At 51.5% G+C, this 23,766-nt stretch carries 16 protein-coding genes and 1 riboswitch; of the genes, 9 read left to right on the top strand and 7 right to left on the bottom strand.

What is annotated here, in order from left to right; genetic code table 11:
- Positions 1-40 precede the first annotated feature (40 nt).
- Complete coding sequence (locus DRET_RS04785; protein WP_015751397.1) at positions 41-838, bottom strand: arsenite methyltransferase; 798 nt, start codon at positions 836-838, stop codon at positions 41-43.
- A 147-nt stretch (positions 839-985) separates the two neighbouring features.
- The gene (locus DRET_RS04780; protein WP_015751396.1) at positions 986-2,299 is read right to left on the bottom strand and encodes a radical SAM/SPASM domain-containing protein; all 1,314 of its coding nucleotides are present in this window, start codon (positions 2,297-2,299) and stop codon (positions 986-988) included.
- Between the two features lie 233 nt (positions 2,300-2,532).
- Here DRET_RS04780 and DRET_RS12925 point away from each other — a divergent pair, with 233 nt between their 5' ends.
- The 5 genes from DRET_RS12925 (at position 2,533) to DRET_RS04750 (ending at position 8,571) form a co-directional block, all read left to right on the top strand.
- Positions 2,533-3,012: a MerR family transcriptional regulator gene (locus DRET_RS12925; protein ID WP_015751395.1), complete on the top strand. Its 480-nt coding sequence runs from the start codon at positions 2,533-2,535 to the stop codon at positions 3,010-3,012.
- 171 nt (positions 3,013-3,183) lie between these two features.
- A complete protein-coding gene (locus DRET_RS13900; RefSeq protein ID WP_244147925.1) occupies positions 3,184-4,395 on the top strand; it encodes a glycine/sarcosine/betaine reductase selenoprotein B family protein in 1,212 nt (403 codons plus the stop codon).
- 454 nt (positions 4,396-4,849) lie between these two features.
- A complete protein-coding gene (locus DRET_RS04760) occupies positions 4,850-6,322 on the top strand; it encodes a multicopper oxidase family protein (protein WP_015751392.1) in 1,473 nt (490 codons plus the stop codon).
- Between the two features lie 62 nt (positions 6,323-6,384).
- Complete coding sequence (locus tag DRET_RS04755) at positions 6,385-6,966, top strand: hypothetical protein (protein ID WP_015751391.1); 582 nt, start codon at positions 6,385-6,387, stop codon at positions 6,964-6,966.
- A gap of 381 nt (positions 6,967-7,347) precedes the next feature.
- Entirely contained in the window at positions 7,348-8,571 is a 1,224-nt protein-coding gene (locus DRET_RS04750; protein WP_015751390.1) for a PQQ-dependent sugar dehydrogenase, read from the top strand.
- Between the two features lie 195 nt (positions 8,572-8,766).
- Here DRET_RS04750 and DRET_RS04745 read toward each other — a convergent pair whose 3' ends face one another.
- The gene (locus tag DRET_RS04745; RefSeq protein ID WP_015751389.1) at positions 8,767-9,567 is read right to left on the bottom strand and encodes a hypothetical protein; all 801 of its coding nucleotides are present in this window, start codon (positions 9,565-9,567) and stop codon (positions 8,767-8,769) included.
- Positions 9,568-9,785: 218 nt separating this feature from the next.
- Positions 9,786-9,860, bottom strand: a riboswitch (cyclic di-GMP riboswitch).
- A gap of 415 nt (positions 9,861-10,275) precedes the next feature.
- Positions 10,276-11,442: a multidrug effflux MFS transporter gene (locus DRET_RS04740; protein ID WP_015751388.1), complete on the bottom strand. Its 1,167-nt coding sequence runs from the start codon at positions 11,440-11,442 to the stop codon at positions 10,276-10,278.
- A gap of 652 nt (positions 11,443-12,094) precedes the next feature.
- Between DRET_RS04740 and DRET_RS04730 the strand changes: the two genes are divergently transcribed.
- On the top strand, positions 12,095-12,943 hold the full coding sequence (locus tag DRET_RS04730) for an FCD domain-containing protein (protein ID WP_015751386.1): 849 nt from the start codon (positions 12,095-12,097) through the stop codon (positions 12,941-12,943).
- 324 nt (positions 12,944-13,267) lie between these two features.
- Here the strand turns inward: DRET_RS04730 and DRET_RS12920 are convergent, their stop codons facing one another.
- Positions 13,268-13,735 carry a DUF4174 domain-containing protein gene (locus tag DRET_RS12920; protein ID WP_015751384.1) on the bottom strand — a complete coding sequence of 156 codons (468 nt, stop codon included), beginning with the start codon at positions 13,733-13,735 and terminating at the stop codon, positions 13,268-13,270.
- 517 nt (positions 13,736-14,252) lie between these two features.
- Between DRET_RS12920 and DRET_RS04715 the strand changes: the two genes are divergently transcribed.
- Positions 14,253-14,963, top strand: coding sequence for a metallophosphoesterase family protein (locus DRET_RS04715; RefSeq protein ID WP_041281902.1), 711 nt, complete (start codon positions 14,253-14,255; stop codon positions 14,961-14,963).
- Positions 14,964-15,369: 406 nt separating this feature from the next.
- Here DRET_RS04715 and DRET_RS12915 read toward each other — a convergent pair whose 3' ends face one another.
- A complete protein-coding gene (locus tag DRET_RS12915) occupies positions 15,370-17,781 on the bottom strand; it encodes a PAS domain-containing hybrid sensor histidine kinase/response regulator (protein ID WP_015751383.1) in 2,412 nt (803 codons plus the stop codon).
- Positions 17,782-17,829: 48 nt separating this feature from the next.
- Entirely contained in the window at positions 17,830-19,062 is a 1,233-nt protein-coding gene (locus tag DRET_RS04705; RefSeq protein WP_015751382.1) for a Tll0287-like domain-containing protein, read from the bottom strand.
- Between the two features lie 364 nt (positions 19,063-19,426).
- On the opposite strand from DRET_RS04705, the gene DRET_RS04700 reads away from it, so the two are divergent.
- Both DRET_RS04700 and DRET_RS04695 read left to right on the top strand, forming a co-directional pair.
- Positions 19,427-20,812: a sigma-54-dependent transcriptional regulator gene (locus DRET_RS04700; RefSeq protein WP_015751381.1), complete on the top strand. Its 1,386-nt coding sequence runs from the start codon at positions 19,427-19,429 to the stop codon at positions 20,810-20,812.
- A gap of 553 nt (positions 20,813-21,365) precedes the next feature.
- Positions 21,366-23,708, top strand: coding sequence for a HAMP domain-containing methyl-accepting chemotaxis protein (locus tag DRET_RS04695; protein WP_015751380.1), 2,343 nt, complete (start codon positions 21,366-21,368; stop codon positions 23,706-23,708).
- The last annotated feature ends 58 nt before the right edge of the window (positions 23,709-23,766 follow it).

Below are 23,766 nucleotides of genomic sequence, written 5' to 3'. Positions count from 1 at the left end.
CCAAAGGTATGACCGTCGCCCACCAAAATACCGGGGCCGATCACACCCCCGGTTTCACCGCTTCAATCGTCGCCGAAACCACCCAGTCCTGCACGTCGGTGCCTGGGGCCCACTGGGCGATAAAGGTTGTACTTTCGTCGCGGGGCTGGATACGGATCTGGGTAAATCCTTGGACTTCGAGCATGTTCTCAATCTCGGAGACCAAGGATGCTCCGGCGATGCAACTGGTGTACAACCGCATATCCGTGCGAATCGTCTCCGGCAATTCCGACCGGGCAACCACATCCGCAATCGCGACCCGTCCCCCGGGGCGTAGGACCCGGTACATTTCGGCAAACACCTGGGGTTTGTCCGGCGAAAGGTTGATGACGCAATTGGAAAGGATCACGTCCACTGACGCGTCGGCAACAGGCAGGTGTTCAATTTCCCCCAGCCGGAATTCCACGTTGGCGTAACCGCCCTGCTCGGCATTGGCCCGAGCCTTGGAAAGCATATCCGGGGTCATGTCCACCCCGATGACCCGGCCGGTCTCTCCGACAGCCCTGGCGGCTAAAAAGCTGTCGAAACCACCTCCACTGCCCAGATCCAGCACAGTTTCCCCGGCCTGGAGGGCACCGATGGCCTGGGGGTTGCCGCATCCCAACCCCATGTTGGCCCCACCGGGCACGGCTTGAAGCTCTGCTTCGCTATATCCCAGTTGGGCGGACAGATCCTTGATATCCGTAGCTGCCGCTCCACAACACCCCGGGCCGCAACATCCCTCGCCCTCTTGAGCGACGTGCCCGTATTGCTCTCGCACCGCCCGGCGCGTGGCATCCTTGGTATCCTGTGTTCCCATACTCATTCTCCTCGCTCTTGAACTTATACACCTTCCGCCTCAACGACGGCATGCAAACCCTCAAAAGACCCTACGCCCTTCCAATGCAGGATAAAAAAGACTTCTGGACCCAAGCACAATACGATGAGCCTGTTTGTTGCGCCCGGCTCAGCGCAGGCATTGCACGATGCCCTGTCCCCAGGGGCAGTCGCCACAGGGAACTTCCAGGGTATAACAATCCGTTTCAAATGCGTCGGTGTCCACCATGTTGCAAGGGAAAAATGTACATTCCCAACAATAGGGGTATTCGTAGCTCACAACCTGTTTGCGAAAGCTCCTGTATTCCGGGCAATTCCAAACAGCTTTCAAATCCTCCCGGTCCACATGGCCGAAGACTTTGGCCTGAATCGGTTTGCGCTGCCCTTTGCGCCAAGTGGAATACGTGTGCCACAGATAATAACAGGGATGGACACTGCCGTCCCAAGCGATGAAGGTACACCCGTCTTCAACGAATGCGCAGTGGCGTTGAAAGGTCGGAGCCAACGCCGGCAGAGACAGCTCCACGCCGCACTGCGCCGCCCGCTGTTCGGCCCGAACAAAACTCGATTCCACCTCGTCCACGGCGATATCCGCCTCTTGAAGAAGCAGCCCCAGATTCAGGGCTATGCCCTGGTTCGCGGCTTCTTGAACCATATCCTCGACAAAACGGACCAGACGCTTTTCAGCGGACGATTTGTTGTACTTCCACCGCACCTGGAAATAGTGAAATAAATCCAGCCCCTGCTGTTCAGCCTCCCGGCGCTTGCGTTGGAATAACGCCCTGGAAGCATCCGTACTCAAGGGGAAAAGGCTCTGGGAGAGTGCTGCTTCGCCGTACGGCAGAAGATGGGTAACCAGAAAGAAATCGACCCCTTGTCCGGCGGCCCACTCCACCGCAGCCGGCAATTGCTCAACATTGTCGCGCTGCAGCACATATTGGGCCCCAAGCTGCAGGGAGCGTCCGCTTTCCCGTCGCGCCCGATCCAGAATGGCAAAGGCCTGCTCGAGATCCCCGAGCTGCCCTCCCCGCCTGATACGGGAAAAGAGTTCCGGGGATGACCCGTCCACGGAAAGACAGATCCTGCTGAGCCCGGCTTGGAGCAGGCTGCGGGCTCGTTGCGGCGTCATCAGGACCCCATTGCTCTGCATCCCGATTTGCGCCGTCTGCGGAAGAAGCGTTTGAGCTTGGGCGATCAACTCCTCCAACCGGGGATGCAAAAGCGGTTCGCCGATGCCGCTGAAGGTGACCGCCTCCGCCTGTGGCAGGACCGAAGCCAGATGAGCAAAGGTGGCCGGGGGCATATCCCCCTCGCAGATGGCCTGCTCGCCGCTTTGCTTGACGCACATGCGGCAGGCCAAATTGCAGCGGGTGGTCGGCTCCAGGACGATCCGTTTGGGCGAAGCCAGCACTGCGCTTTCTTCATTCCCTTTCACGGTAGACATAATTGTGGTCTCTTTGTTGTTCAAAATACCCCCCATTCCTGGGAAAAAAGCGCACTGTCAACTCTGGAAAGGCCTTGGTACTCCGACCATAGCCACAACCGCTCTTCACGTCACCCGTCGAATCAGATCCGCTTCGCACTGAAGCGATCCAGGGATTTCCCACCCCGTTCAGGACACTGTCGCAGCTTACTTTGCATCTTGACGGTTACGTAACTGTATAGTCAAAAGAGACTATGCCTGTCGCACCCACACCCCAGTTGCTGCAAATCGGCGAGGTGGCCGCCAAGGCGGAGGTCACCGTCAGGACGGTACGCTATTACCTGGAAAAAGGCTTTATCCATCCGGCCGACAGGAGCCCGGGAGGATTTTACCTCTTCTCGCCACAGGCCGCGGACACAGTCTTTTATATCCAAAAACTCAAAGACGCCGGGCTGGCCCTCAAAGATATCGAACACATCTACCGGGTCAGGGGCCAAAGCGAGACCGGGGCCGAGGCTTCAACCACGGTCGTACACTACCTGCGCCAGGAAAAGACACTTTTGGAACAAAAGATCCGAGATTACCAAAAACTGCACAGCGAAATCGAAGCCGCCATCGAATTGGCCACAAAATGCCACGAATGCCCACACCGTCCGACCCGCGAAACCTGCCTGGCCTGCCCGGTGCTCACGAGCCGAGACACACTGCCTTTGCCGATCCAAGCCATTATCTGACAGGGCGTTGAACGACTCCCAATGGCAGCAAAACTGCAATACGTTCCCCCCCGTATGTGCGAATACCTACGCTGCGACCTTGAACGTTTTGTCGCCGCCCATCGGGTTTTTTGAACGACCTGCGTTACAAGGAATTTTTCAACAATCAGCGAAATGCCCGTGGAGGAAATCATGGCCCGACTGGAGCACATTCCCGAACCTATGCATTCCCATTTGGTGAACCTGCCCTGCCCAACGTTTGCAACGACACCGTGGGTTCCGGGATGTGAACTTCCCCGGCGCAGAGTAGCCATCATCTCCACAGCTGGCCTGCACCGCCGAGGCGATCGGCCGTTTACAGGTATGGAAGGCGACTATCGGGTCATTCCCGGCGATACCCCGGCCAGGGATCTGGTCATGACCCACATCTCTTCGAACTTTGATCGCACCGGATTCGCCCAGGATTGGAACGTAATCTTTCCTTTGGACCGGCTACACGAGTTGGCTAACGAACAGGCGATCGGAAGTGTGGCCGATTTTCACTATTCCTTCATGGGCGCGGCGACCCCGGAGGCCATGGCTGCTCCGGCACACAACCTGGCCCAACTCTTACTCGGCGACCAAGTAGACGCCGCATTCCTGGTCCCGGTCTGACCATTTTGCACCCGCGCCGTGGGCGCGCTTGGTCACTATCTGGAGGAAAACGGCATTCCCACCACACAAATCAGTCTTATCGCCGAGCACACCCAGCACATTAAGCCGCCCCGGGCGTTGTGGGTCCCCTTCGAACTCGGCCGGCCTTTGGGCACACCTGATCACCCCCAGTTCCAAACTCGGGTCCTCCTGGCGGCCTTACGGCTCCTGGAGGCACAGCACGGTCCTGTCCTCGAATCCTTTCCCGAAGACGCCCCGGAACCGGCACAAGACGAAGCAGGAGAAACCACTTGGGCCTGCCCGATCCCCTCTTCCGCAACCGCCGCAAAGGAAACGACACAAGAGCGCCTCGTCGAATCTCTGCACCGGGAAGTGGCGGAACTCAGGCCCTGGTACGACCTTGGACGAGAACGAAACGCAAGGACGGCGATGGCAACCTACACCCCGGAAGGGGCGGTTTCCCTGCTTGCGGACTATCTCCTGCATGGCTCTCCCACCACGCCACCACAAGAGAATACCCCGGGGGAGGCCTTGCGATTGGCGGTTCAGGATTTGCAGACCTTTTATTTTGAAGCCGCCTCTTCCCGTCCGGACGCCGGTGTGCCAAGTAGCCAAGCCTTCGACAACTGGTTCTGGAATGAAACCGTCGCCGCGAAAGCGTTACACACCGTCAAAGAAATTTGCATGGAATCCGCCGACAAGGAATTGCGTTCGACAGCGACGGTATGCCTTGTGCCCATGCCCCGCTGAGAGCGGGGCCAGATCTCACAGCCCCTCTTCCTCGCCTTACACGCCAGGCCCGGCGAGACCTTTTTCAGCGGTCCTAAGCGTGACCAACCGCATCCTACTCTCTTCTCCATGCCCCATCTTCGACCCATGCACGCCAATCAGCTAAGCTATACCCTGACTGATTGGCGCTAAGCACCCTATCTGCCTAATGGGGGACGGCAAAAACAATCAGACTTGCATATCCGTATACACGAGCTTGAATTTTTCGCCATTTTGCTGCCATTGAGGATTTTCAACGGATCCCCCACTGCGACAAAATCTTTTCGCCAAACTCGTGCTTGACCCTCGATACTTCGAGTGGTCTAGGGTAAGGATGGACTCTGAACAGCTCTCTTAGCCAGGTCCACAGCTAGCGACAAATCGTCAGGGCTGCTCCCAAAGGCCCCACAACGCCCTGCCAGCATTGGAGAAGAGTATGGATCGAAGAGCATTTCTGCAGTTTTTGGGCGCCCTGGGGCTGGTAACAGCTTCTGGTTCCTTGTGGCCGATGCAGGCCGGGGCCGCCAAACCCGACCTGGACGTTGAACTCCAAGCTATCCAGGACAGTCTTTCCGTTTTTCCTGGCGAAAAGACCGACATTTGGCGCTTTGCAGGCAAAGTCCTCCAGGGCGATCCCAACCAGCTGCAGCAGCTGGAGGAAAGCTGGCTGGGGCCAATATTCCGGTTACGAACAGGGCAGCGGGTCCGCATCCGGTTCAAAAACCGCATCCCTCAGGAATCCATTGTCCACTGGCACGGGCTGCACGTTGCTCCGGCAAATGACGGGCATCCCAGGCTGGCTGTCCTGCCTGGGGAGGAGTATGTCTACGAGTTTACGGTCACCAACAGAGCTGGCACCTACTGGTACCATCCCCACCCCCACGGTTTGACCGGCACCCAGGTTTACGGCGGAATGGCCGGACTTTTCGTGGTCAGCGACGAAGAAGAACAGGCCCTGGGCCTTCCGACAGGCGACCGCGACCTCCCCCTGGTGATTCAGGACCGGACGTTCAGCCCCACCAACGACCTCGTCTACCTGCGCTCCCCCATGGAACGGATGAACGGATTTTTGGGCAACCGGATCATGATCAACGGGCAGGCGGACCCCACCTTTGATGTCCAGGAGGGCCCCTACCGACTCCGGCTGCTCAACGGTTCGAACTCCAGGATCTACCGCCTGGCCTGGAGCGACGGCAGGAACCTGGAAATCATCGCCACAGACGGCGGATTGCTCGAAAGCCCGTGGTCTGTTCCGGATATCATGCTCGGACCAGGTGAACGTGTGGATCTCTGGGTCGATTTCGCAGGATCGTCCCAGGAGACGCCGATTGCTCTGCAGAGTCTGCCCTTTACTCCCGGCAGCGGCCACATGGGGATGATGTCCAGCCGGGTGAGTCCACCTCTTGGCGCTGGTTTCGAACTGGCCCGTTTTCAGGTCCGCCGAACCGGCCGGACTCGGACTTCTCCTCCGCAACGCCTCGCTCGCCTCGAACGCCTGGACCCCGCTGAGGCCGTGAACCGCGACAATCCCAAACGTTTCTTTTTGACCATGAACCATATGCAGCCGACCATCAATGGACGAACCTTCGACATGACGGAAGTGGCCCCTGATGAGATGGTACGCCTGGGAAGCACTGAAATCTGGGAATTTATCAATCAGGGATCCATGATGGCCATGCCCCACCCTATGCACATCCACGGCCTGTCATTCCAGGTTATCGGTCGCTTCGGCGGCCCTGGCTACCGATTTCTGGACCGTGGCTGGAAGGACACCGTCCTGGTCATGCCTGGAGAGCGAGTGGCTGTGATCATGCGTTTTGCCGATCACAAGGGGCTCTATCTTTACCATTGCCACAATCTGGAACATGAAGATCTGGGCATGATGCGCAATTATCTGGTCCGGTCTTGATTCCCGCGCCGGATTTTGTTGGGGTGCACACTGTCGAACCTTTATTCTCAGGAGGACAAACCATGAAAAAGATGCTTCTTATTGCGGTCATGACCGCGGCGTTGATCGTCTCCGCCGGGGCGGTTCTGGCCCAGCAATCGGGTTACGGACAAGGCTATGGTCCCCAACAACCCCAAGGCCAGGGCTGGTTTTGCCCCTGGTGCGGACAGCAATACGGGCAACAGGGCATGGGGCCTGGCATGATGCGGGGCTACCGTGGCCAGGGCATGCATGGCTGGCAAGGCAGGCAGATGGGCCCCGGCATGATGCACGGCTGGCAAGACCAAGGCAGGGGCCCGGGGATGATGCCCGGCTATCGCGGTCAAGGCCGCATGCACGGCGGACAGGGTCCCGGTTGGAGAGGGGAACAATGGGGTCGCGGCCAATACGGTCCCTACGGCGGAGAGCAGGAGATGGCCCCGCTGACCAAGTCCAAGGCCCGGAACCTTGCTGAAGATTATGTGGCTGGCAATCCGAACCTGAAGATAGGTGCGGTCAACGAAAAAGACGGGGTTTTTGAAGCCAGGATCGAAACCAAAGACGGCTCCCTGGTTGAAAAACTGCTTATCGACAAGGAAACCGGGTGGATGAAGAAGGCGTACTAGGATCAGCATTCAAACGCCGAGGGCTCTGCCCTCTCTGGGCAGTGGGCAACGCCGTTTGTTGCCTGCTGCCTTTTTTTGGATCACGGCAACGCACAAAACGCGCTGCTCTGCGCTCCCTGGCGCACTCGTCTTCTCTGCTCCCTGACGCTATCAGGCGCCCACATCCCGAGTGTGAGTCTTTTGGAACGAGCGGTCCGGGTTACAGTTTTGTTGGACACTGAGGTGGGACAATGGCACCACCACATACCAAAGTTTTGTACCAGATTAGCCATGTCATGTATTTTGCTTTTCTGCTACGCAGGCAGAATAGATGCCATTTACGCAAACAGGTGAAAACGATGGTATGTGACTTACCACCCCTAAGATTGGAGGAGATCACCCATGAAACCAGTATGTTCTTCGATACAACACCTGGTTCCTTTATTTATCCTGGTGTTATTGTCCATCCCGGCCGGAGCTGCCGACAACGCCGTGACGGGCAATGCCGGGTCAACGCTTTATGTTGAAAGTTTTGGGGCGTTTGATGAACCCTGGGCCATGTGCTTTCTGCCGAACAAAAATCTGCTTGTCACGGAGAAAAAAGGCAATCTGATCCTGTTCAATGTGGATGACCGCACCCGGACAGCGGTTCAGGGGGTGCCCAAGGTGGCCTACGGCGGCCAGGGGGGATTGGGGGATGTTATTCTTCACCCGCAATTTGAGGACAACCACTGGATATACCTTTCCTATGCTGAGCAGGACGCATCAGGCAAGAAAGGTGCGGTTGTGATCCGGGCAACGCTTCGTTTCAACGATGCCGGGCCTGCACTCGAAGGCCATCAGATTATCTGGAAACAGATCCCTAAAGTACCCGGCAGCGGGCACTACTCGCACCGGCTGGCATTCAGCCCGGACGGAAAATTGTTCATCACCTCTGGTGATCGCCAAAAGCAGACCCCGGCCCAGGACTGGACCCAGAATCTGGGCAAGGTTATCCGTTTAAACGAGGACGGATCTGTTCCGCCTGACAACCCATTCCAGAATAAGGGAGACCTTGCCAAAACCTTCTGGACGCTGGGGCACCGGAACATTCTGGGGATTGCCTTTGATCGCCAGGGCCGGCTGTGGACTCATGAAATGGGACCCAGGCACGGGGACGAGTTCAACTTGATTGTCAGGGGAGACAATTATGGTTGGCCCATTGTTTCCTGGGGCGACCAGTATTCAGGAATTCCCATCCCTGATCATGACACCCGCCCGGAATTTAATGCACCTGAAATGTACTGGGTTCCCACCGTTGCCCCTTCAGGCCTGATTATCTATGACGGTGCCCTTTTCCAGCAATGGCAGGGTGATGCATTCCTTGGCGGGCTGCGATCCCGATCTCTGGTCCGCATTGAAATGAACGGGACCAAGGCCCATGAGGCAGAACGCTTTGCCATGGGCAAACGCATCCGGGAAATTGAGCAGGGTCCAAATGGTGCCATCTGGCTTTTGGAGGACAAACAGAACGGCCGCTTGCTTCGGCTGACGCCCAAGAACGGCGAGATTGTTGATCGGAATGCGTTGATACCGGGTCGCACGACAGGGGCCAATTGCTGCTTACAGCGGAGACTCGCAGGGTAAAAAAGAGGCTTTTGTGGGACATATTCAATGACATTTGAGTAGGCTATGCAGTTTCGATTCGAAAACAGGTGGTCCCCGCCCTGCCTAGGGCGGGGAAACTAACCCGACAGTGGTCCGGGTTACAGTTTAGCCAAAAAACTTCAATAGGGTTCCCCGCCCCCCGTTGGGCTCATCAAGCATTCTTGCTGGTTTGTCTCATAGTTGTTCCTCCCTGTTATGTTTTTTGACAGCAAGGAGGAAGTCGTTGAGCGTCTTGATGGCCGACTCTTCCCATTCCCCCTTGAAATACGCACCATACTGGTATCCCTCCGGAGATGGCGACCGATTGGCTATCATCGTTAAGGGAATAACTATCTGTCCTCCGGGGTATAACTGGGTTTGATCTGAGCTTTCCACGAGGGGCAAATCCAGTTGGGCCCCGGCAATCTCATTGGTCTGGCTGAGATCATGGTGACCGCGGAAGCGGATCCCTTTTTGGGAGATGTCCAGGACCGGCATGTCGTTGAGGGTGGCCTTGTACGTTGGCCAGAGTCGGTAGCGTTGGCTGCTACGCCGCTCTTGGTACAAACATGGGGGCAAGGCGAGCTGATAGATTTCTTCAGTCTCGCTACAGAGTCCATGGGCCGAAGTTTCGAAAAAAAAGAGATGGTAGTCGTATTTGAAACTCCAGCGCAAAGGAGCTACCTCGCGAAGAAATGTCGCACAGCCAGAGTCTGATGAAATATTTTCGACTATGGCCGTCTTTTTCTCCACTTTGCGTAAAATAAATTCCCTGATCTCGTCATATTCATCCTGCGGGATATGAAGAATCAATTCTGGGCTTTCGGTGGTCGACATTCGCTCCAGCACATGGTGGACTTGATCGTTGGCAATAACTTTCCCTTGCAGCGGAGTATTATACACCACTGAATGCTTGTCTTGATCCGGAAATTTTTCAACAAGATGGTGTGCCGAACCGCCATGGAGGCCCTTGAGGCGGGAAAAAAGAATCGACATGCAGTGCCCCTCCCCGAGTTGGTTGCTAGACTTTGGATAGGGCAACGCGCCCTGACCAACCGAAGTGTGCCGTATGGCAACGGTATCAGAGGAAATGAACGCGATACACAAAACCAGGAGAGGCAAAGGGGCGAAAGGTAGGGATTGACGATGGGTGAGGCGAATAGGCCAGGAAACGGGTTTTGAGAAAAACGCTTCCTGGGTCCCGAAAGATCCCATCCGGCAACCCGGCTGTCTCATTGAGACCCGTGGCTTTCCGTCCCCGCCTCACGACGGGTTTGGCTTTGTCAGTCCGTAGCGAATAACTCTTTTATGCCAGTAGCTTACTTAGAAACAAGAAGTAAAATAGCACTCCAGATATCAAAGTTCAATAGGGTGCTCTGGGAGTAGGTTGATTTGATTATATGCTTTATCTACCTGTAATGTTAACAAATAATTCGCTTGAAAGTTTGTTAACAGTTGCCGATGAAACAGAGAGATAAATTTTCAATTCATGATCAGCATAACAGCCTAGCTGCATAGATTTTTTTTTTCGCTGCTCAGCAGTCCCGCTCAAATTCAGGCCTTCTGAGCAGGCCAACGCGATATAAAGCCTTCCCCATTGGCTTGAGGTGGAGGTATTGTCTCAAATCAGTGGGGAAGCGAAATGTGCCCCGGAGCACTATGCAATTTACGGCAGGTCAGGGAAAAAGTCCCCGAAATTTTGGGCTATGTCGCAGTTTGGATATACAGTTTGCGTTTCAAGCCCCACCACAAAATACTTCCCAACAGGCCACAGACGCTTCCCATTATCCCCAGCGCCGTGATTTTGTCTTCCCATCCCAGAGAGATCACGCCCATCGCTATCGCTCCAGCGGTCATCAACGTAAACATCAAGAGGGAGGAAGCGGCCCCTGCTCCCTGCTGGACCTGTTTAAGCACTAAGTTGTTGCTCGGTGGGCGGCTCAAGCCCGCCGAAAAGGAGATGGCCAACATCGGCAGGGCCAGGGACCAAGGGGATGTATGTGGCACCAGAACAAGCAGCACTCCGCCCAGAGTAACCCCGAGATAGCACAAGGTCAGAATAGTTTGTGATTTGATTTTACCGCTGATGCGGGTGCAGACAAGGGACCCGCTCATGAGTGCCAGGGCATTAAAGCCGAAAAAGTACCCGTAGGCCTGTTCGCTCAGGCCCAAGCGGGAGATATAAATCTCCGATGACGCTGCAATAAAGGCGAACAAAGGCACAATGGCCAGAGAGACAACGAGGACCAATGCGATATAGGCTCGATTGCGCAACAATTGAAGATAGTCGGCGATCAGTCTGAGTTGCGGCGTTCTGAGGTCGGGATGGAGCGTTTCTTCCATTCTATGCACACCGATCAAGGCGACAATGCCGAAGCCGGCAAGAAGGATGAATATCCAGCGCCAGGAAACAATTGCCATAGTCCAGCCGCCAATAATTGGCGCCGACATGGGGGCCAAGGCAATGACCACCCCGATCGCGGCCAGGACTTTCTCTCGTTCGTGGAATCCGAAGACATCCTTGGACAAGGCCAGCGCCAGAGAAGCTGCTGAAGCTGCTCCTGCGGCTTGGAGCATGCGCAGGACGATGAGCGTCAGTGCATTGGGAGCCAAGGCGCAAAGGAAACTGGCTACGACATAGAGAGATATGCCTGCTTTTAATACCAGGCGGCGCCCCCATCTGTCGGACAAAGGGCCGTAGACGAGTAAAAAAAAGCTGTAGGTCACGAAAAAGACGATCAGTGTCAAGTTGATATACCACAGCGGCTTATCCCACAGCCGAACCAGGTTGGGGATAGCTGGAAGATACATATCTGTTGAAAGTGGCGGAAAGGCGGCCAAAAGGGCCAAGAAAATTATCCAGCGTTTCATGGGAAAAGGTACCGTTTGTTTGTTTTGGGTCAACTTGCTAGAAATACAAGTGATCGGTTGAGATGCGATCGGCCTGGAAATGAACATTTTCCAGGGTCGCAGAAAATTCTGCCCAAGTAGTCCGAAAGGAGTCATCGGAGATGACGCAGCAATTTAGAACAGCAAAGTCAATGAGGTCCTCGGCAAAGGCGAGGGCATGAGGGTGTAAACTATTCAAAGCGGTGTGAAAAGCGCACACGGTGCCGAGCAAAATTTTCTCCATCGTCTAAAATAACCGCTGGGAAGTAAAGTAACGTAGGTTTGGACCTCCACTCATTTTTTTATGTCATTTTCCATGCCGGATAGCTTTTAGGCAGATAAATCCTAGTGCCGATGCATGAAGGCTAATTGGCTTACCGCTTTGCCTGAGATTGGAAGCAGAAAATGTCTATAGCAAGAACGTTTTATTCATTATATACATGTTTCATTTGGTTTTGATCTCATATGAAGCTTGCGATTTTGATTGATAAAGATTATAAAGAACAGGCATTAAGAATAACTTCCCAGGCCAGCCTGGCGACCTTTGTATCGAAGGTTATTGAGTTTAAAAAGATATATATTTGGAATGATTTTTACATTTAGATAAATTCATAAAAAAAGTGGAGAATTCAACATGAATCTTTCCCTACCTTCTGACCTTAAAGAGCTGATAGAAGAACAGATAAAGTCAGGACAATATGTTAGCGCTGAAGAACTGGTATGTGATGCTTTGCATAATAAGTTTGCAAACGCTATCCAATTTGAAACTCTATCAAATCGAAAAACCGACCCTCAGCCTGAGTTGGTCTTTAGCAAAATTCACGAAAGTATATATAGCGAATCTTTGAAACCAGGAGAATACCTGGGAACGGAAAATGATATCGCTCAGATGATGCAAGTTGAACGTTTATCTGCAGAGAAAGCAATGAAGGCACTGTGGGAGGCGGGATGCGTAGAAAAAGATGAGAACGATACTTATTTTATCACATTTTCAAAGCCACACATATCAGTAAATCCTTTTTCCACTGTTACAACATGTAATGATGAATCGATATATGACCTTTTAGAGGTTCGCGCTGGGCTGGAAAGTTATGGTGTTGTTCTTGCTGTAGAGAGATCCACAGATCAAGATATTCAATTTATGGAAGAGGCGCTTTCAAAAAACAGAGCAAATAATCAAGACAAAAACAGCGCACGAGATGCAGACATTGCATTCCATCTTGGGATAGCTTATGCAACGCATAATATTATTTATATCGATCTCATAAAAAGACTTTATGAGCAAATGTTTAGTAGTATTAACGAGCTTCATTCCTTATTATATGAGACACCAAAAAATTTAGAGATTATAGAACAGCACCACTTTAAAATTCTTAGTGCTATCTCAGGCCGAGATAAAGATGGGGCTAAGCGTCATATGCTCCAGCATATTATGTTTTTGAAAAGCTTTTTGAGCACCCATGCCCGGACTGGTGCGTTGTAGCCATGTATGGAGGGTGTCAGGTGACAGCCTATTCCGAATCACCTTTTGGGATTTAGTGGCGAGGAATCCGGATGATTAGGGCGGTATTTTCCCAAAACCACGAAAGCCTGGTATACCCGGCTACTGGCGACGTGAGTGGACCGGTCGGTCATGTGCGGGTCGCGATGGCCAATGCATTCCTGGATGTCCTGCATGCGGGCACAGAAAAAAGCCTCTCTCAAAGGGATGAACTGGAACCGGCTCATTGGCCCTTTCCAAGCCTTTAACGGCGGGCCCGGCCCCGGCCCGGATTCAGTTTATATTCCATGGGCATGGTCTGGGACATCAATCAGCGGCCCCCCCATTCTTTATCTCCCGGCGCTCCCTCATCTCCTGTTGGCGCATGGGCATGGCGTCAATACGATCAAAGATATCCTGCAGATCAAAACTGCCCACCTGCCGGACTTTTTCTCCTCCATCCTTGCCGATCAGAATCAGGTTCAGATCCTGGTCCTGCACGTCAAAGCGGCGATAAAAAGAGCGGACAGCCTCGGCATGCACAGGGATGTCCCCCACCCAGCCGCTGCCTGAAGCAAAGAGATGAAAAACAAGCATATCCCGGCCTTGCAGGGCATCCTCTGCCCGATCCAAGGCGTGTTGCAGTTTCAGATAAGTCTGGTCCGTTTTTGAAGGGGCGAAGATGATCAACAAACGATTTTTCCACCGGTATTCCTCCAGGTCCAAGGACAGGCCAGCCTGCGCCGAACCCATTGCAATAGCGAGCAAAAGGGTGATTGCGAATACAATTTTCATACGCCCCTCACTTTTTTGGGATTGAAAAGACGATACGGGGTCGGACCTAACTTAAAGGATCCTGGCCCAAAGAGCCAGGATCCTTTAATGACATTTGAGTATATTGCTCAGGACATGAGCATTTTTTGCACCCAGTAGCGTGAGTGGACCGTACTCGGGTAGTCTTTTTATACCGGGCTTTCCAGAAGCCCAGAATCACATCACCCACAGCAAATTTGGCGGATGCCCTCAGGCCAAGGGGATCTCCTAATGGCTGAGTTGCCGCAATACGTTCAAACTCTTACGTACGGATAAGTACGCTGCGACCTTGAACGTTTTTTGCATCTTCTTTGGCTTTAAATCCTGTTCCTGGGGTCGCTCCAGAAGAATGCGCCACTTCCTGCCTCAGTGCCAAACACCACGTCCGGCATACCTCTTCAAAATCCTTGCCTTGTGACAAAAGGTTGTTATATTGTTCGTTTCATTTTGCGTCCCTTCCAGTCGACAGCCGAATTTCACAACACCAATGGAGACCCGTATGCTCCTTTTTTTTGCCGACGCCCACGGCGACTTCACAGAACTTTTGGACATCGCCGGGCAGTATACTCCGTCCAGCATCGAGGGCATTTTCCTGCTCGGCGACCAGACGCCGCAGCGCCCGCTGACAGAGGAACTCGCCCCCTTGGGCGCCGAGTTGATCGCCAAGACCTGGTTTCTTTTGGGCAATCACGACGTGGACACCCCAGCCTTTCTGGAAAACCATTTCTGCCTCTGGTCGCGACACCTGCATCAGCAAACGATCACCGTGGACGGCTTGCGCATCCGCGGCCTCTCCGGCGCCTTCGACGAGGCAATCTGGTTGCCCCCAGCCCCACCACACTGGCCGAACCGCCACGCTTGCGCTGAATACCACTCCCATGATGCCCAGGCCAACAAGGAACAACTGCCGCGGGGACATTGGGCCGCGATCTTCCCCGAGGACATCCCTGCGACTCCCGCCGAGGAACCGGTGGATATCCTGCTCACCCACGACGCTCCAGACACCCACCCCCGCGGATTTGCCCAGCTCACCCAAGCCGCCCGCAACAACGGGGCAGCCTTGGTGTTGCACGGGCATCTGCACGAAGATTACCAGGCACCTTTGCCCTGGGGAGGCCGAGTCTACGGCCTGGACAAACAGCAAATCTTTTTCATGACCCCGGAAATGTGGAGCAAGCTGCGCCAGCTGGACCGCGGCGGATCATTCTGACGATCGGTACAAACAAAATTGTGGAGGGATTGGACCAGGTCATGGCCCGGACAGATAGATGCGCCGCTCAACGCCTAGCGCCTTGGTGCTAGCACTCTCCCTGTGCACAGACTGGCAAATGAATGGATTGCAACAGCCCTCATCGCATTTGCAACGTATGATCGATCACGGAAAAGAGCTGGCCAGCAGGCTGGATTTCCCTGGTACTCACCAAGGAGTACTTATGGGCTCTAATGAGCCCATGGCCTGAACTCGAGTGAAATTTGCCTCTCCACCGTCTACCCCAGGCATTAGCATTTTGCATATCCAAAACGCTTCCCTACCCCCGGCAGAGGCAACCTACCTTGAAATACCCCAGAGGGTGGTCAAATTTGCGTTATCACGCCTGGGCAATTTTCGGAGGTCACTACGAAATTACTCGACGAATTGTTTTCAACAATTCTCGTAAATGATACGGCTTACCGATAAATGCTGAAGCTCGGTCAGCAATCTCTTGGGCTTGACCATGCGCTGAGTAACCACTTGCCAGTATCACTTTTATACTTGGTTGCAGTTTCTTGAGTTGGCGTAGACATGATGCGCCACCCATCCCGGGCATGTTCAAATCGAGAATAACTAAATCAATAGATTCTTCATACTTTGAGTACATGGCCAAGGCCTGTTCTCCGTTTTCGGCCATATAGACAGTATAGCCTTGAATTTCTAAGGCTTCGGCGGTCAATTCGAGAATATCCTTTTCATCATCGACGATAAGGATCGTTTCTTCTCCAGACTCAAGATCTTGGTGAGACATCTGGCCTTTTTGCTTTGCACCATCTTTTTGAGTAGACACAACCGGCCAATAAATATGAAACGTTGTTCCCTTTCCTGGTTCACTATAACAGCGGATAAACCCATCATGTGCTCTCACTATTCCATAGACCGAGGCCAAGCCCAGCCCGGTCCCTTTGCCGATCTCTTTGGTTGTAAAAAAGGGATCAAAAACATGGTTCAGTGTCTTGTCATCCATACCGTGGCCGGTATCTGATACAGAGAGGCAAATGTATCGCCCTTCTTTTGCCTCGGTGTGCATACGGACGAAGTCATGGTCTAAAAAGATGTCACTGGTTTCAACAATAAACCTGCCACCGGCGGGCATAGCCGCTTCAGCATTACTGCCCAAGTTCAAAAGAACCTGTTCAACCTGGACCGGATCAGCTGAAATTGGAGGAAGGCCGTCAGGCAGAAAGGTTTCTATGGAAATCATTTTGGGAACGCTGCGTTCCAGAATATGGAGAGTCTGTTCGACTTCTTCATTTAAATCTACACTCTGTTTATAGCTTTCCGCCTTGCGGCTGAATAAAAGCATCTGTTGAACCAATTGTGACGCCCGATCAATCGACTTCTGAATAGTTTGGATTCGATTTAGCCCAACGGCCTGCTGCGAATTACTGCGTAAGGCCATCATTTCGAGATTACCACTTATCACATGAAGCACGTTATTAAAATCGTGAGCAATACCTCCAGCCAGGCGCCCAAGAGATTCCATTTTGTTTGACTGCGCGAGTTGTGCTTGCAGTTTTGCCTGCTCCTCCTTAGCCAGCTTTTCACCACTGATATTCAGGGCTGAAAACGTGACACCTCGCGAGGGGTCTTGGGGGTCCAGAAGTGTAGAGGTAAGTCGAACATGGATCAGCGACGTATCTTTCCGTTGCCAGATTGCCTCAACATTGCCATAGCCTTCGCCGTGAAGCTGCTCGTATTTGATGTTGCCAACACGCTCAAATTCATCATTACTGGGATAAAAAACACTTGCGTGCTGATGAAGAAGCTCTTCCTTGGTATATCCTGTCATAGCACATAAACGGTCATTGACCTCGACTATAGTGCGATCTCGGTCAACAAGACCAATACCAACCGGTGCGCTTCTAAGAATACTGCTGATGAGCTCATTGCTTGCTTGAACCGCCTGTTCGGCTTGATGGCGTCCCTCCTCACGCGAAATAGCAGCTGCGATGGTGCTGAGAAATCGCTTGTCATTGTCTGATGGGGCCAGTGGAGATTGAAAAACCACGCACAATGACCCAACGGGGTCATCAGAACAAAAAACGCATTTCCCAACATAGGTCTGCAGATTATATTTGTTCACATTCGGATCGGTTTGTGCGTAGATCGAGCGTGGCAAATCTTCAATGACAAGCACATCATCTTTCTGTTGGTAAATGACGTCATAGCATATATGGCCTTCTGGAAAATCACAGGGGTCATAATCTACCGGAGTCTTCCACTGGCCGACAGAGCAGAGAAGGTCTCCCTCCAAGCGATTATAAAGAGCGCAAGTTCCACCCAACATTTGCCCAGCCAAGGCCGTTAAATTATGTATATTCTTTTTATAATCTGTGCCAAGCTCAAGAAGCACTTTGTTAATTTGAGCGAAACGCTCTTCACTGCGGCGAAGCGCAATTTCAGCTGCCCTTTGTGAAGAAACATCTTGAAAAATACAATGTGTTCTTTCAAACTCACCAAGCTCATTGTGCTGAATTTTGCCATGAAAATGAACCAAAATAGATGAGCCATCTTTTTTGATCATCTCAAATTCCACACCAAGGATTTCACCTACAGCCTTGAACCGGGGAAAGTTCTCCTTAAAGTGCTCGACCCAGTCAGGATGTAAGAGTTCAGAAAAGTTTCTTCCTATGAGATCATTCTTTTCATAGCCAAGTACATTCATAAATGCACTATTAAAATCTAAAAAATTTCCATCGCAATCAAGAGATTGATAAGGAAGTGGTGCATAGGTAAACATCGATTCCCATTTATTCTCATCACTGTGAGGCATAGATCAGCTCTCCTTGACTGGGCAACCTACTTCGCAATCAAAAAAATTTTAACTACTAGATTTCTCATAATATTCAGGATAAAGCTTCTCAGCACATTCTGGGCATATAGAATGGGTGAATTCAGCTTGAGAATATTTACTTATATAAAGCTCTATTTGGCTCCAGTACCCTTGATCATCTCGAATTTTTTTACACTGTGCGCATATGGGCAGCAGGCCGCTGAGAACTTCAATTTTTTCAGCAGCATACTCTAGTTCAAATTTTTCCCGTATAAGCTCTCTTTCTATCGCTTTACGGTGCTCAACTTCTTCATGAAGTTCTTGATTTGCCTTTTGCAGACGCTGAGTACGCACGCTCACAATATTTTCAAGCTTATATATGTGATTTTGAATTGTATTCATCATAGAGTTGAAGGATAAAGTTAAACACTGTAGCTCTTCCCCTTTTGGCAGAGGAATTGACTCCCCGTTGATATAGTCTCCACTAGCTAGACGAGCGGCTTTTTTACGTATTGTATTTAACGGACTGAAAACAAATTTTTGTGTTAAATAGTAGACGATCAGGTTTATGACTATCGTCAATAAAACAAGACACGCAAAAACTCCGCCGGCAAGCCGGTCGGCATGGTCAAAGGCATCTGAAAGGGGGACACGCACAGAGAGAACTGACGCGACATCACCTGGAGTTTTGTTATTTCCGGCCTTGTCTCCATACAAGACCAACACACCGTTGGGAACGTTCTTTGGTGAACCATGACATCTAAGACATTTTTCTTCAAAAATCTCCCCGCGTCGCATAACTTCCAAATATGGCTCTCCATCAATCCACCGGATCAAGCTCCGTCTCTTTAAATCATTATGATCACGGAGATCCTCAAGAAATTCTCGAGAAATGGCATCCGCGGTGTTTTCTGGATTTTTGGGATTCAGGGCTTCTTCTGAGTAAATGTAGCCTTCATTATTTATTTGGCGAAAATATTTTTCGATATGGCGAATCGCATAGGTGGACGACATCCATGTTGGATCAAAATACTCATTATCGCGAAATGCTTGAGATGAGGCAAAGAGGCTTGTCTTGAGTTTCTTGCTAAAGTAGGTATGCGTAGCCAAATTGCGATCAAGTATGATCTGAGCTTTGTCTCGAGCTTCAAGCAATGCTTGCTGACGCATGCTCTGGTGGCCAACCAGAGCCAACATGAGTCCAAAAATAAAAATTAGACTCCCAACTATCAGCATAAGTTGTACTTGTATAGTCTTTGGATGTAAGTCTTTCCAGCGCATTTTATTCCCAATCTATAGTATTGTTTCTCATGGAAGAATCTTGCCCGAATGATTTGCCCTAATTGGTAAAGAAATGGCTCACGACAGCCGAAGAACTCTTGTGCTATCCATATTTCGCCTCAGGGACCTGCCCATAGTGTGGAGCTATGCATCTTTCAAGGCCATTCGCTGATATGCATGGAGGATGCCAAAAGTCATCCCTGACGTGAAGGGTAAGCGAAATAAGCCTCTGAATATACAGACTGATTTCGTAATGGGGGAACTATCTGGCCTCCGTGGTGATATTTTCAAGACCTTCAATCCGCTCCCATGACCTACTGAAGGCCCCCCCATAAACAGAAGTAAACGTGAATAAAGGATTCCTATGGGCTCGGTCCTGATTATTGATGACGAAAAAATCGTGACCAGGATTTTTGCTGAAGCGGTGCGCCAAAATGGGCACCAGCCGCTGGAAGCGCACTCGCTAGCTGAAGGCTTGGCTGTGGCTTATGATCAAAACATTGATTTAATCTTGTTGGATGTACGCTTCCCAGAAGGCAATGGCATAGAGGCCGTTCAATCCTTACGGCAGACTCCCGGCGAACCGGAAATCATTATTGTCACCGGGTACGGAGACCCGGATGCGGCTGAACAGGCCATGCACTATGGGGCATGGGATTATGTCCTAAAACCTCCAGACATGGACCTGCTCGCTCAAAGCCTCTCAAGAGCCTTGGCCTACAGAAAACAACGCCAGGAAACTCGTGAATCCTTGTCTTTAGAGCGCGACCAGATAATCGGCACAAGTCCTTCTTTGAATCGTTCTTTGGACCAAGCAGCTCAGGCTGCGGCATCGGATATCAACGTGCTTTTGACCGGTGAAACAGGCACAGGAAAGGAATTGTACGCTGGAGCCATTCACGCCACATCAGCCCGCGGCAAATCGAATTTTGTGGTAGTAGATTGCGCCGCTTTATGTGCAAGCCTGGCCGAAAGTGAACTCTTTGGCCATGAGAAAGGCGCGTTTACCGGCGCTGAAAAAAAACGGAAGGGATTGGTCTGTTCGGCGGATGGCGGCACTCTTTTTCTCGATGAAATCGGTGAGTTGTCGCTTGATTTACAAAAAAAATTATTGCGGGTGCTCCAGGAAAAAAAATTCCACCCGGTCGGCTCGGAGCAAGAACTTCGCTGTGATTTTCGAATCATTGCCGCCACGAACAAAAACCTCAAAGCTATGGTTGAAGCGGAAAAGTTTCGAAGTGACCTCCTGTACCGCTTGAGTGCATTTACTCTTGATATCCCGCCGCTCCGGGAGAGAAAACAGGATATCCCCGATTTAATCGATACGTATGTCGTCGAGGCCTGCAAGGAGGAAAAGCTGCCGTGTAAACAGGTTGCTTCTGATTTCTATGACATCGCAACAAATTTTCCGTGGCCCGGGAACGTCCGTGAACTCGTAGGAGCTGTATATCGATCAGTGAGCATCGCTCGCCAGGAGCCCGTGCTTTTCGCGAGGCACCTGCCCAAAGAAATCCGTGTTCATCAACTCCGTTCTGAAGTATCACAATCCTCTCCCTCCCCTTCCCAGCCCCAAAAATCGATGCCGCCGCTACAAGATGTCCGTAATCAGGCGCTATCTCGTGCGGAAAAGAATTACTTGCAAGAGCTTGTCGAGTTTACCAACAAAGACATCTCTTCTTCTTGTGAAATCTCTGGACTTTCTCGGTCTCGCCTCTACGCTTTGCTCAAAAAGCACGACATACAATATTGATTTTCTGATTGCCAATAAATATAACACACCGTGTCATGTATTTTAGCACATACTAACACACACAGATTGCATGTTTATTTTCATTATAGCTGCAAAATTTTATAATTTAAAAAAAACACATTCATTGTTTAATTAAAGTTACTTTAATTTCAATATTGATTAACATAAAATCTTTTCAGCTCTCTTAGAGGCATAGTGACAGAATAAAGTTCAAAAAGTCCCCTAATATCCCCCCTGCCACACTTAATGCTTTTTACAAAAGAAAGTAACCCCAAGACTGTTCGGTGAAAAACATTTCCCTGCCCGATCCAAGAGCGGCCCCCGGGCTCCCGGGTATTTCCCTACTGACATTGCTCCTGAGTCCTTCCTCATAGGATTTTGTCCTACTCGGCAGGACGATGTGTTTCTTGATAGGACCCCGGCCACTTCATGCACCCTCTTTTAGGCTCCATGTCCTTATTCACAAATTGGCATGCATAATGCTCACTGGGTGTACATTCTGCGGATTCTTGCAGGCAGACCCCATTTGTACAAACCAGTGAGGAGGAATCGTATGCAACAGTTGAGCTTGGGGAAAAAAATATTTTTCGGCTTCAGTCTCGTTCTCGCGTTGGCCGTCATTTTAGGCGCCGTCGGCGTTGTCAAGATGAACCAAGCAGAAAATGGAGCCCGCACCCTGGCTACTGAATTCGTTCCGGAAGTGGACATATCGGCTCAGTTGCGCGGCGCGACAAACCGCGCCATGTATGCCATGCGTGGCTTCAGCCTGACTGGAAAAGAGGAATTTCAGCAAAACGCCAAAGAAGAATTGGCCAACGTGCAGACTGGCATCTCCAAAGCAGAAAAACTCCACCAGAATGCTGAAAATTTGAAAGCCCTTGAAAAGCATATAGCGGAATTGAACTCCGGGAAAAAAGAGTACGATGAACTGGTTGCTACCACCGCTAACCTGAACACAAAGATGGAATCGCTACGGAATTCGCTGGACACCAACGCTAATGCCTATATGCAAAAATCCAGTGAATTCCTTGAAGGGCAAAATGCAAAATTCAAGACTGATCTCAAGGAACGCATCGAGAAAATCGACACGGTGACCCAGATCGTGGCCGCAGCCAACGAGGCCCGGGTGCTCAATTTCAAGGCCAAGGCCCGCGGCGAGTTTGCCCTTATGGGTAAGGCGCAGGACCGGCTGCAAAAGATCCAGGAACTCGTCCAGTCCATCCGGGACATTACCCGCGACGCCGAGGATATTGCAAGCTTGGACGCCATCCGGGAGGCCAGCCAGAACTACGGCAGCGCTATGCGTAGCGGTGGCTCCCAGGCTGACAACCAAGCCCTGGCACAGACCATGGACCAAAATGCGGCAGCCCTTATGGACGCAGCCAACGGGTTTCTGGCCACTCAGCAGGGCAAACTGGCCACAGACATGACGCAGCGTCTCACCAAAATAACCCTTGCGAATGACATTATCGACCTTGGCAGTGACAGCCGGGTCAAAAACTTCAAAGCTCAGGCCCTTCGTGAACCCGCACTTCTAGAAAAAGCGATGGGAAATTTCCAAGCTGTGAATGAAAAGTTTGAGAAAATTCGAAAAGTCACTTTTCTGGATCAAGATATAAAACGATTGGATACCGTTCAGCAGGCTGGAAACGACTATAAAACAGCCATGGCCGGATTGCTGACGACATGGCGCAATCTGCAATCAGTTGATGTACAACGAGACAAAACAGGCAAAGAATTCATTGCTGTAACCCGCAACCTGGCAGATGCTGGATTGGACAACACGCAGCAAATTGCTGATGCTTCAATGGCCAATCTGTCAATGGCCTCAACGATCATGCTGGTGGGTCTGGGTGTGACGATTGTTTTGGGGCTATTTATTGCCTGGTTTATGACCGGATCTATCACCAAGCCGGTTATAAAAATAATTGAAAGCCTCTCCACAAACGCCGAGCATGTGACTTCAGCCGCGAATCAGGTTTCCTCAGCTGGTCAGTCACTGGCAGAAGGGTCCAGTGAGCAAGCCTCAAGCCTTGAAGAAAGCTCCTCTTCTTTAGAGGAGATGGCGTCCATGACCAAACAAAACGCTGAAAATGCCCAACAAGCCGACCAGGGCATGGTTGAAACCGTCACAGTGGTGGATTCCGGCGTCAAAGCTATGGAGCAGATGCAGCAGGCTATCGAAGATATCAGAAATTCTGCCGCCGAGACTTCCAAAATCATGAAAACGATTGATGACATTGCTTTTCAGACCAATTTGCTGGCCCTCAATGCTGCAGTGGAGGCGGCTCGAGCAGGTGAAGCAGGAAAGGGGTTTGCGGTTGTTGCAGAAGAGGTGAGAAGTCTCGCCCAGCGGAGCGCAGAAGCTGCCCAGAACACCTCTGACCTTATCGAACAGTCGCAGACGCGAGCCGAGAATGGCGTGCAGGTTTCCGAACAGGTCGCCGGATATTTGAATGATATCAAGCAACATGCTGAAAAAATGAAGACATTCGTCGGCGAAATTTCAGCAGCGTCAAAAGAACAAGAGCAGGGTATTGAGCAGGTCAACACGGCTGTGGCCGAAATGGACAAAGTGGTCCAGCAAAATGCCTCTGATTCAGAAGAATCCGCGAGTGCTGCAGAGGAACTCTCCGCCCAGGCCGAAGAACAAATGCACACCGTGCAGACCTTGTCGCAACTGATCTACGGGGGAGCGCATAGTGGTGCCACATATAGACACAAACAGCCCAGCGAAAGCAAGCAAAACTCTGCTGCTTCCACCAGGCTGTCAGCATTGGCCTCTGGCCAAGGACAATCAAAGAACCGTCCCCAACAAGAGCCCTCGAAAAACGAAGCATATCAAAACCCCGAATCTGTTATTCCCTTAGAAAATGATGATTTCAAAGATTTTTAAGCCGTATACAAGACCAGCTATTGCTCTCTCATAAGTGGATGACGTATTCGTAACACCA

It is taken from the genome of Desulfohalobium retbaense DSM 5692, from assembly GCF_000024325.1.
Lineage (GTDB): Bacteria > Desulfobacterota > Desulfovibrionia > Desulfovibrionales > Desulfohalobiaceae > Desulfohalobium > Desulfohalobium retbaense.
Note: the sequence above shows the minus strand (reverse complement) of the source record. Positions and strands in the feature narration are given on the sequence as shown.

What these genes read in the sequence shown, in the direction of transcription:
- DRET_RS04785 (WP_015751397.1), bottom strand. Translation starts at nt 838, where the DNA reads ATGGGAACACAGGATACCAAGGATGCCACGCGCCGGGCGGTGCGAGAG.
- DRET_RS04780 (WP_015751396.1), bottom strand. Translation starts at nt 2,299, where the DNA reads ATGTCTACCGTGAAAGGGAATGAAGAAAGCGCAGTGCTGGCTTCGCCC.
- DRET_RS12925 (WP_015751395.1), top strand. Translation starts at nt 2,533, where the DNA reads ATGCCTGTCGCACCCACACCCCAGTTGCTGCAAATCGGCGAGGTGGCC.
- DRET_RS04760 (WP_015751392.1), top strand. Translation starts at nt 4,850, where the DNA reads ATGGATCGAAGAGCATTTCTGCAGTTTTTGGGCGCCCTGGGGCTGGTA.
- DRET_RS04755 (WP_015751391.1), top strand. Translation starts at nt 6,385, where the DNA reads ATGAAAAAGATGCTTCTTATTGCGGTCATGACCGCGGCGTTGATCGTC.
- DRET_RS04750 (WP_015751390.1), top strand. Translation starts at nt 7,348, where the DNA reads ATGAAACCAGTATGTTCTTCGATACAACACCTGGTTCCTTTATTTATC.
- DRET_RS04745 (WP_015751389.1), bottom strand. Translation starts at nt 9,567, where the DNA reads ATGTCGATTCTTTTTTCCCGCCTCAAGGGCCTCCATGGCGGTTCGGCA.
- DRET_RS04740 (WP_015751388.1), bottom strand. Translation starts at nt 11,442, where the DNA reads ATGAAACGCTGGATAATTTTCTTGGCCCTTTTGGCCGCCTTTCCGCCA.
- DRET_RS04730 (WP_015751386.1), top strand. Translation starts at nt 12,095, where the DNA reads ATGAATCTTTCCCTACCTTCTGACCTTAAAGAGCTGATAGAAGAACAG.
- DRET_RS12920 (WP_015751384.1), bottom strand. Translation starts at nt 13,735, where the DNA reads ATGAAAATTGTATTCGCAATCACCCTTTTGCTCGCTATTGCAATGGGT.
- DRET_RS04715 (WP_041281902.1), top strand. Translation starts at nt 14,253, where the DNA reads ATGCTCCTTTTTTTTGCCGACGCCCACGGCGACTTCACAGAACTTTTG.
- DRET_RS12915 (WP_015751383.1), bottom strand. Translation starts at nt 17,781, where the DNA reads ATGCCTCACAGTGATGAGAATAAATGGGAATCGATGTTTACCTATGCA.
- DRET_RS04705 (WP_015751382.1), bottom strand. Translation starts at nt 19,062, where the DNA reads ATGCGCTGGAAAGACTTACATCCAAAGACTATACAAGTACAACTTATG.
- DRET_RS04700 (WP_015751381.1), top strand. Translation starts at nt 19,427, where the DNA reads ATGGGCTCGGTCCTGATTATTGATGACGAAAAAATCGTGACCAGGATT.
- DRET_RS04695 (WP_015751380.1), top strand. Translation starts at nt 21,366, where the DNA reads ATGCAACAGTTGAGCTTGGGGAAAAAAATATTTTTCGGCTTCAGTCTC.